Origin of the sequence: Thermoanaerobacter sp. CM-CNRG TB177 (assembly GCF_018588165.1) — a bacterium.
GTDB lineage: Bacteria > Bacillota > Thermoanaerobacteria > Thermoanaerobacterales > Thermoanaerobacteraceae > Thermoanaerobacter > Thermoanaerobacter thermocopriae.
On the sequence record NZ_JAFCAC010000069.1, the window covers coordinates 1 to 8,551 of the forward strand.

Annotated in this window: 10 protein-coding genes, 1 other RNA gene and 1 other annotated feature; all 11 genes read right to left on the reverse strand. The window is 33.7% G+C overall.

The window, feature by feature from the left end:
* Positions 1-957: AI-2E family transporter (locus I4N53_RS08120; RefSeq protein WP_214496012.1), on the reverse strand; the 957-nt coding region annotated here is incomplete at its 3' end.
* A 17-nt stretch (positions 958-974) separates the two neighbouring features.
* Complete coding sequence (locus I4N53_RS08125) at positions 975-1,136, reverse strand: hypothetical protein (RefSeq protein WP_013150243.1); 162 nt, start codon at positions 1,134-1,136, stop codon at positions 975-977.
* Positions 1,137-1,328: 192 nt separating this feature from the next.
* Positions 1,329-1,778, reverse strand: a complete 450-nt coding sequence (locus I4N53_RS08130; protein ID WP_003868830.1) for an Rrf2 family transcriptional regulator — start codon at positions 1,776-1,778, stop codon at positions 1,329-1,331.
* A gap of 119 nt (positions 1,779-1,897) precedes the next feature.
* Positions 1,898-2,962 (reverse strand): ornithine racemase Orr, encoded by a 1,065-nt coding sequence (orr, locus tag I4N53_RS08135; RefSeq protein ID WP_214496013.1) that lies wholly within the window; start codon positions 2,960-2,962, stop codon positions 1,898-1,900.
* A gap of 83 nt (positions 2,963-3,045) precedes the next feature.
* Positions 3,046-3,219 carry a glutamate mutase L gene (locus I4N53_RS12430; protein WP_245599098.1) on the reverse strand — a complete coding sequence of 58 codons (174 nt, stop codon included), beginning with the start codon at positions 3,217-3,219 and terminating at the stop codon, positions 3,046-3,048.
* 145 nt (positions 3,220-3,364) lie between these two features.
* Positions 3,365-3,691, reverse strand: a complete 327-nt coding sequence (trxA, locus tag I4N53_RS08145) for a thioredoxin (protein WP_012995104.1) — start codon at positions 3,689-3,691, stop codon at positions 3,365-3,367.
* Positions 3,692-3,795: 104 nt separating this feature from the next.
* Positions 3,796-4,062 carry a metal-sensitive transcriptional regulator gene (locus I4N53_RS08150; protein ID WP_012995103.1) on the reverse strand — a complete coding sequence of 89 codons (267 nt, stop codon included), beginning with the start codon at positions 4,060-4,062 and terminating at the stop codon, positions 3,796-3,798.
* A gap of 77 nt (positions 4,063-4,139) precedes the next feature.
* Positions 4,140-4,844: a ThiF family adenylyltransferase gene (locus I4N53_RS08155; protein ID WP_214496014.1), complete on the reverse strand. Its 705-nt coding sequence runs from the start codon at positions 4,842-4,844 to the stop codon at positions 4,140-4,142.
* A 17-nt stretch (positions 4,845-4,861) separates the two neighbouring features.
* Positions 4,862-5,050: non-coding RNA, 6S RNA (gene ssrS, locus I4N53_RS08160), on the reverse strand.
* Between the two features lie 66 nt (positions 5,051-5,116).
* Positions 5,117-6,895, reverse strand: a complete 1,779-nt coding sequence (gene aspS, locus I4N53_RS08165) for an aspartate--tRNA ligase (RefSeq protein WP_214496015.1) — start codon at positions 6,893-6,895, stop codon at positions 5,117-5,119.
* Between the two features lie 15 nt (positions 6,896-6,910).
* The gene (gene hisS, locus I4N53_RS08170) at positions 6,911-8,167 is read right to left on the reverse strand and encodes a histidine--tRNA ligase (RefSeq protein ID WP_012995100.1); all 1,257 of its coding nucleotides are present in this window, start codon (positions 8,165-8,167) and stop codon (positions 6,911-6,913) included.
* A gap of 66 nt (positions 8,168-8,233) precedes the next feature.
* Positions 8,234-8,435 (reverse strand) — a binding site (T-box leader).
* Between the last annotated feature and the right edge of the window lie 116 nt (positions 8,436-8,551).

Sequence of the window (8,551 nt, forward strand, 5' to 3'; positions counted from 1 at the left end):
CCCCCAGATGCCAAAAAGTTCCCCCCCTGCAATCAGTGAAAAAATTACTGTAATTGGATGTAGACCTACGCTGTCGCTAAGTATTTTGGGAGTTATAAAAGCATTTTCTATTTGTTGCACTAAAAGACATACAACTAAAGCCCAAATCCCTTTAGATAAAGAATCAAGAAATCCTAGTAATACAGCAGGAATAATCGACAAAATAGGCCCTATGTAGGGAATTATATTTAATACTCCTGTCAATAGCCCTACTAAAAAAGCATATTTAATCTTAATTAGAGAAAGCCCTATGCTAGTCAAAATTCCAACAAAAATAGAAAGATATATTTGTGCTCTTATGTATTTACTTAAAATTTTGTCTATTTTTCTTAGAAGAGTAAAGAAACTAGAATGATATTTGGAGGGAATTATTTTTTCAATCTCTTTTTTAAACAAATTTTTATCCTTTAAAAAATAAAAAGTAATAATTGGTACAAGTATGGCATCTATAACATTTTTTAATATCGCAACAGTAGATTTAAAAGCCATATCAACTCGGGAAGCAAAGAGATTATTGAGGGTATTCAAATTTTTATCTAAAACTTTCTCAAATTGTGGTGGTAAATAAGAAAAATAGTTAAATTTTAGTTGAATCAAAATATTTTGTAGTTCTTCAATATAAAAAGGTATCATTGTTATAAAAGCAATCATTTCATTTATCATCAAAGGAAAGATATAGAAAGAAAATATCAATATTCCCAAAGTAACAATTAAAAATACCAAAAGTATAGAAAAAAATGTAGACAAGCCCTTTGAATTAAAAAATTTTACCATTGGATTCAATAAATAGGCTACCAAACCGGCAATAAAAAAAGGGGAAAGTATATTTTTAATACTTACCCAATTTTTTATAAAAAAATACAATAAGCCTATAGCAGCAATAATTAAAAAAAATAGATAAATCTTTTTAACTTGCATGTTATCACCCGAAAAGTCTATCTAATTTTTATTTTGTTCATTGTGCGGCATATTTTTGTCACACTTTTTTCTATCATATCTTTGTAGCGTCTATATTTTTTCATATTTATTTTAGGAATTATATATGCAGCAGTTACCAGTCCTGCCAAAAACCCCTTCATATATTTGTCTTTATTCATAATAGCCCTCCTTTGAAATTTAAAAAGTTTCTGCTTTTTTATAGATTTCCCTCTTTAAATTAAAAAATGCACACTTTTTTTGTGTGCTCTATCTCTTTTCAACTTTCTCCTAACTGCTTGTCTATCACAAAGATAACTGATTGTCATGGCATAATACTAATACTTTATCTTCTTAATGTGGATTCTATTTACTTAAATGTAATACATAAAAGCACTTTTTTGATTCAACCGCCTGTAATCATCTACCATATCCTGTAAAGTAATAGAGTCTATTACTTTATTTATACTATCCCTTATTCTTTCCATCACCAATTTTGTGGGACAACCTCCCGCTCTACTACATTCAAAAGGTGTATCTTCCAAAACGCAATCTGCAGGAGCCAGTGACCCTTCCAATGTCCTTATCACATCTCCAACCGTTATCTTATCAGGAGGAGCTGCTAACATATACCCACCCTGTGCTCCTCTTACACTTTTCACAAGGTCAGCTTTTCTAAGAATTGCTATAAGCTGTTCTAGATAATGCTCAGAAAGACCCTCATTTTCCGCAATTGTTTTTAAAGAAATGGGACCTTCCCCATAGTAAAGGGCTAATTCAAACATAGCTTGTATCCCATATCGACCTTTTGTAGATAATTTCATGATTATCCATCCCCCTGAATTCCTATTAAATCCTACTATTCTGCTCGGATTTCAATAAAAAGAATACCATTTAAAAAAGAGGTTGTCAACAGCAAAATTACTATCAAAAAGAGGTATTTTTACACCTCTTCAATCACCTTTTCTACATATTCAGAGGTACAACAAGATAAAATCCCACCATATGTTAGCTTAAACTTTATTATATCTCCAACTTTATATGGATATGGAGAATTTGTAACATTTACGATCAAATGGTCACTACTTGCACCTATTAATTCAATGGTACTATCTATAGGAATTAGGTCACCCATATTGACATCCTGTCTTCCTATAGCCAAAATTGCCCTTTTCATTATACCTCTATCCACATATACCGGTCTTTCACCAAAAGCATTTACTCCTAATATGCCTCGTGGATAGGAAGGTTTTTCTTTTAATTCGATTATCTGTGTTTCTAAAGTAAATACATCGTCATACGTATGGGGAATTCTGTCTCCAAAAGCCGTTTCCCTACCTAACACAATAGCTTCTCCTATTCTAAGCTGCGTTATTCCTTTTGGTATGAGACCATTTTGAACTAAGTACAGACTGCTTGAGTTTCCTCCTGAGACTATATCTACATTCAGGTCAAATTTTTTATTGATAGAATTTTTTATTTCTACAAGCTCTTCTAGTATATCTGGAGTAGGAATAACAGAGCCATAACAAGTTAAATTAGTACCTACTCCTCGAAGTTTTATACCTTCAAGCTTTACTATTTGTTCCACTGCTGGAATTACATCCTCTTTTAACATACCCTCTCTCAAATCACCTAAATCTACCATTAGGATTATCTCATGAACTTTCTTGTGTTTTTTTGCCTCTTCTGATAAGCTTTTTATTGTATCGATTTCTGAATTAAGGCTTATATCTGCATATTTTATGACTTCCTCCACTTCACTTATCATAGGAATTCGAATAAGCATTTTTAATACCGGTATGTGTCGTAATTTTTTTAAATTTTTAATTCTGGAATCTCCTAAAATTTCTACTCCACCTTTTACCATCGCTTGAGCTATTTCTGGAATACCGCAGAAAACTTTTGTAACACCTACTACCTTTATATTTCTCTTTTCACACAGATTGACAATAGTTTGTGTATTTTTTCTAAGTTTTCTTAAATTTATTCTCAACAAAGGATACAACTTAATCTCCCCCATTTCTAAATATTTTAGAAATGCCAAAGCTATTTTTCATTAATCTTAAGCTTAGTCAGGATATTTTTTAGTCAAAACACCACACAAGCTGCCATGATATAATCTCTGTCAATTAAAACTTTTGCCACTGAAGGAGGATAAAGTTCTTTTCCACTTCCTCCATCAATTATATTTTCTAATAATTTTTCTCCTCCTTCAAGCTCTGAAAATATTCCACCAGTTAAGCTAATTAAAAGCTTTTTCAATCTTTAAAAAACGAATAAACCCCAACATTAAAGGGGGTTTTATTCGTTTTTTAAAAATATACTTCAGTATATTTTGATTTTTTTGTAATTTTTTAGAAAATTAAACAATAAATAAATTAAAAAATCCTGCATAACGCAGGATTTTTTAATTGTTTAAGTGTTTTTCTATAAACTTTACAAAGTCTCCTTTAGGTCTTGCACCTATTATTTTATCTACCATCTTGCCGTTTTTAAAAAGTCCAATTGTGGGTATACTCATTATCCTAAATTTCATTGCCAATTCATTTTCTTCATCTACATTGATTTTCCCAACTTTAATTTTACCTTCATATTCTTTTGCTAATTCATCAATTATTGGAGCCACCATCCTACAAGGCATACACCATTCAGCCCAAAAGTCTACCAAAACTGGTACATCTGAATTCACAACTTCTTCCTCAAAATTTTCAAGCGTAATAACTACTTCTGCCATAAAACCACTCCTATACTTTTATTTCATTTTTATTTTTATACAAAGCAACTGCTTTATACATTTATATCATAAAGCAAATTGCTAACAAAACCCAACTATTAAAGTCATTTCATAAATTTTATAAACGTCTCAATTAATTCTTCTATCACCTCATCCTGCTTTTCAGTACAAAAAGCTCCTTTTATACAACTGGTGGTATAACTTTTAAGAAGAATTTTACCAACGCTGTTTATCGCAGACCTAACAGCAGCTACTTGTACCAGTACATCTACACAATGGGCGTCATTTTCAATCATCTTTTGTATGCCTTTTACTTGTCCTTCAATTTTTCTTAATCTTCTTAATAAATCTTCTTTGTTATCTTGGTACATATTATACCTCCCAACCCCATTGGGGTATCCAATAAATAGTATAAAATTTTTTCACAGATATGTCAATAGGCTTTTGTTTATTTTTTCAATAAGTCCTTAACTACCTCTGCAGCAAGTATGAGGCCGACAACAGAAGGCACAAAAGAAATACTACCAGGTGCTGGTTTCGAAATTTTAGCTTCGCTTCTATAGAAATTTTTTATAGGCTCTTCTTCAGAATACACCACTTTTAAAGATTTAATACCTCTTTTCCTAAGTTCCCTTCTCATTACTTTTGCCAACGGACATACACTTGTTTGATAAATATCTCCTACTTCAAATTTTGTAGGATCTAGTTTATTTCCTGCTCCCATACTACTTATTATAGGTATCCCTAATAAAGTGCATTTCGCTATTAAATCTACTTTTGAAGGCACTCTGTCAATTGCATCAATTACATAATCGTACTCTTTTGATAATAGTTTATCACTGTTTTTGCTGGAGTAAAACTCTTTAAAAGTTAAAACTTGGGCTTCTGGATTTATCGCTAATATCCTGTCTTTCATCACATCAACTTTAGGTTTACCTATCGTAAAAGTGGTAGCGTGTATTTGCCTGTTTAGATTTGTCACACACACGTCGTCTCCATCTATTAAAACCAATTTTCCAATTCCTGCTCTTACTAGCCCTTCAACAGCAAAAGAGCCTACTCCTCCTATTCCAAAAACTGCAACGGTACTGTTTTTAAGTTTTAAAAGCCCTTCTTTTCCTATTAAAAGCTCTGTTCGCGAAAAAATGTCCACTCTTTTCCCTCCATAAAAAAACCCCCATAGTGCCGTGCCTCCCGGTAGTTCTTGAACCCGTCCTCACAACGTGGGTGCCCTCTTGACAGCTTCATGTTTCCGCTTCCGTTCAAAGGCGGCCTACAATCCACTGCCAAAGCCCAGGCTCCCTTATTATTGGTGTTGGCTCAAACTTTCACCGGATGTCACGCGCACCACAGGGTTTTTTAAATTTATTCATCTTTCTACCTAAATAATATCACAAAAACCCCTATTTTTCAACTGGTAAACGTTTATAAGTCTACCTTTATGTGCAATTCTTTTAACTGTTCTTCTGATACTTCTGAAGGTGCATCTGTCATTAAACATACCGCGTTTTGAGTCTTTGGAAAAGCAATTACATCCCTTATGGTGTCGCTTCCCGTTATAATCATAGCAAGCCTATCCAATCCATATGCAATCCCACCGTGAGGAGGTGCACCGTATTTGAAAGCCTCCATCAAAAAGCCAAATCTTTCCCACGCCTTTTCTTCGCTAAAACCTAAAACTTTAAACATTCTTTTTTGAAGCTCAGTATCGTGTATTCTTATACTACCTCCCCCAATTTCCACTCCATTTAAAACTATATCATAAGCTTTTGCTCTTACCTTTAACGGCTCTTTTTCTAAAAGGTCTATATCCTCATCTTTGGGGGCCGTAAAGGGATGATGTTTTGCCACATATCTTTTTTCCTCGCTGTCGTACTCTAACAACGGAAAATCCACTATCCATACAAACTCATATTTATTCTCATCAATTAAATTAAGTCTCTTTCCAAGCTCTAATCTCAAATGACCTAAAGTATCAAAAACTATCTCATCTTTATCTGCCACAATCAGTAGTAAATCTCCTGTTTCTGCTTCAAGTCTTTCAAGTATCTTTTCTATTTCTTTTTCACTTAAAAATTTAGTAGCAGGGGATTTCACTTCATTTTCAAAAACTTGCATCCATAAAAGTCCTTTAGCTCCATAAGTTTTTGCAAGCTCCACCAATTCATCTAACTGTCTTCTTGGCATAGAAGCAGCACTTTTTACATTTATGCCTCTCACAGATCCGCTATTTTTTAAAGCAGTCTTAAATACATTAAATTCAGATCGAGATACTATGTCTGACAAATCTTTAAGTTCCATCCCAAATCTTAAGTCTGGTTTATCTGTCCCAAACCTTTCCATGGCTTCTTGATAGGATAATCTTTTAAAAGGAATTGGCACATCAATGCCTAAAGTCTCTTTAAAAATCTGCGCAATCATCTTTTCATTAATTTCTAAAACATCATCTACCTCTACAAAAGACATTTCTATATCTATTTGTGTAAACTCTGGTTGCCTATCTGCCCTCAAATCCTCGTCTCTTAAACATTTGGCTATTTGGTAGTACTTATCAAATCCAGAAATCATAAGAAGTTGTTTGAATATTTGAGGAGATTGAGGTAAAGCATAAAATTTGCCCGGATAAATTCTGCTTGGCACAAGGTAATCTCTTGCACCTTCTGGCGTACTTTTAATTAAAAGAGGCGTTTCTATCTCTATAAAACCGTTTTTATTCAAAAAATCACGAACAACTTTAGTTATTTTAAACCGAGTCATTAAATTCTTTTGCATTGAAGGTCTTCGCAAATCTAAATATCTGTATTTTAGCCTTATAGCCTCTGAGACATTGCTTCTATCTTCTATTGGAAAAGGCGGAGTTTCTGATTTGCTTAAAATTTTTAAGGTATTGGCATATATTTCAATTTCCCCTGTAGCAATTTTAGGATTTACATTTTCAGGTGCCCTTTTTACCACTTTTCCTTCTATTGCTAGTACATATTCACTCCTCACACCCTGTACTTTTTCAAAAGCTTCGGAAGAAACCTCATTGTTAAAAACCACCTGTACAATACCTGTTCTATCTCTTAAATCTATAAACACTAAGCCTCCATGGTCTCTTCTTCTTTGTACCCATCCCATAACTACAACAGATTTATCGACATCTTCCACTGTCAATTCTCCACACATGTGAGTCCTTTTAAGTCCTTTTAATTGTTCTCCCATTTTACTCCCTCCATTTTATATATTTTTTATCCTTTGTTCTATTTCATCAATGGATATTTCTACTTCGCTTCCATCTCTCATATCTTTTAATTTAACTTTGTTTTCCTTCATCTCTTCTTCTCCTATTACAATAGCAAATTTCGCATTAAGCTTATTGGCATACTTCATTTGTGCTTTTAAACTTCTATCCATGTTGTCTCTTTCTACTTTTAATCCATTAAATCGCAGTTTATTAGCAAGAGCAAAAGTAAATAATTTTGCTTCTTCTCCAACATAAGCTATGAACAAATCTACGTCTTTAGGTTTTGAAATCTCAATACCCTTTTGCTCCAAAGTAAGCAAAAGTCTTTCTAGTCCCATTCCAAAACCTACTCCTGGCATAGAAGGCCCTCCGCATTCTTCTATAAGACCATCATATCTTCCTCCACCGCATACGGTTCCTTGAGCTCCGATGTCTTTTGAAATTATTTCAAAGGCAGTTTTGGTATAATAATCAAGTCCTCTCACAATTCTGGGGTCAATTATATAATTATAGCCCATTACATCTAAATATTTTTGTAGTTCTTCAAAATGATTTTTGCAATCATCACACAAATAATCTGTAATAAGAGGCGCATCTTTGGTTATCCTCTGACAACTTTCAACTTTACAGTCTAATACTCTCAAAGGATTTATCTCATATCTGACTTTACAGTCATCACACAAATACTTCAAATTGTCCTTTAAAAAATCCTTAAGCACTTTATTATAATTTTTTCTACAAGCAGAACACCCAACACTGTTTATTCTAAGCTCCAAATTATTAAGTCCCAACTTTTTTAAAAGCGTTATAGCAACACTTATAACTTCCGCATCCGCAGAAGCGCTTTTAGCACCAAATATTTCTACTCCAAATTGGTGATGTTCTCTTAGCCTTCCAGACTGAGGCCTTTCATATCTGTAAACAGGAGTTATATAATACAACTTCGTTGGCTGCGCCTCCGCATATAAATTGTGCTCTATAAATGCTCTTACAGCCGGAGAAGTACCTTCAGGTTTTAAAGTAATACTTCTTCCGCCTTTGTCCGTAAAAGTATACATCTCTTTTCTCACGATATCAGTTGATTCCCCTACTCCCCTTAAAAATAACTCTGTATGTTCAAAACCGGGGGTTCTTATTTCCCTAAAGCCATAATCATCGCATATCTTCCTTATAAGCTCTTCTACATACTGCCATTTATAAGACTCTGAAGGAAGAATATCCTTTGTCCCTCTTGGAGCTTTTGTAAGCATTTCACCAACTCCTTTTGCATTTTGTAATAACTTTACACATTTAAAAACCCCTCGTCTGCAACAATTTGCAGGGACGAGAGGTTAAATCCCGTGGTGCCACCCTGATTTGGACTCATTCCTTTAACGCAGGTTCACGGACACAGCCTACCTTGTCGACTGGTCTGCTCACAGGTGTCCTTCACAATAGCATAAGTATAAAGATACTCTCAGTCGCGGTATCTTCTCCCTGTATACCTGCTATTGCTACTCTCCTGGTCATCGCATTTATCCATCATTTTACTTGTTATTATACATTATACTATTATTAGCTGTCAATCACAATTATCTTTAAGTCTGTGTCAAGATTTTGTAGGAAAAAAATTTTTATAACTGACCTCACCGTTA

Excerpts from the sequence above, each read along its gene's own strand:
- I4N53_RS08130 (WP_003868830.1), bottom strand. The coding sequence starts at position 1,778 with ATGAAATTATCTACAAAAGGTCGATATGGGATACAAGCTATGTTTGAA.
- aspS (WP_214496015.1), bottom strand. The coding sequence starts at position 6,895 with ATGGGAGAACAATTAAAAGGACTTAAAAGGACTCACATGTGTGGAGAA.
- I4N53_RS08150 (WP_012995103.1), bottom strand. The coding sequence starts at position 4,062 with ATGTACCAAGATAACAAAGAAGATTTATTAAGAAGATTAAGAAAAATT.
- trxA (WP_012995104.1), bottom strand. The coding sequence starts at position 3,691 with ATGGCAGAAGTAGTTATTACGCTTGAAAATTTTGAGGAAGAAGTTGTG.
- hisS (WP_012995100.1), bottom strand. The coding sequence starts at position 8,167 with ATGCTTACAAAAGCTCCAAGAGGGACAAAGGATATTCTTCCTTCAGAG.
- I4N53_RS08125 (WP_013150243.1), bottom strand. The coding sequence starts at position 1,136 with ATGAATAAAGACAAATATATGAAGGGGTTTTTGGCAGGACTGGTAACT.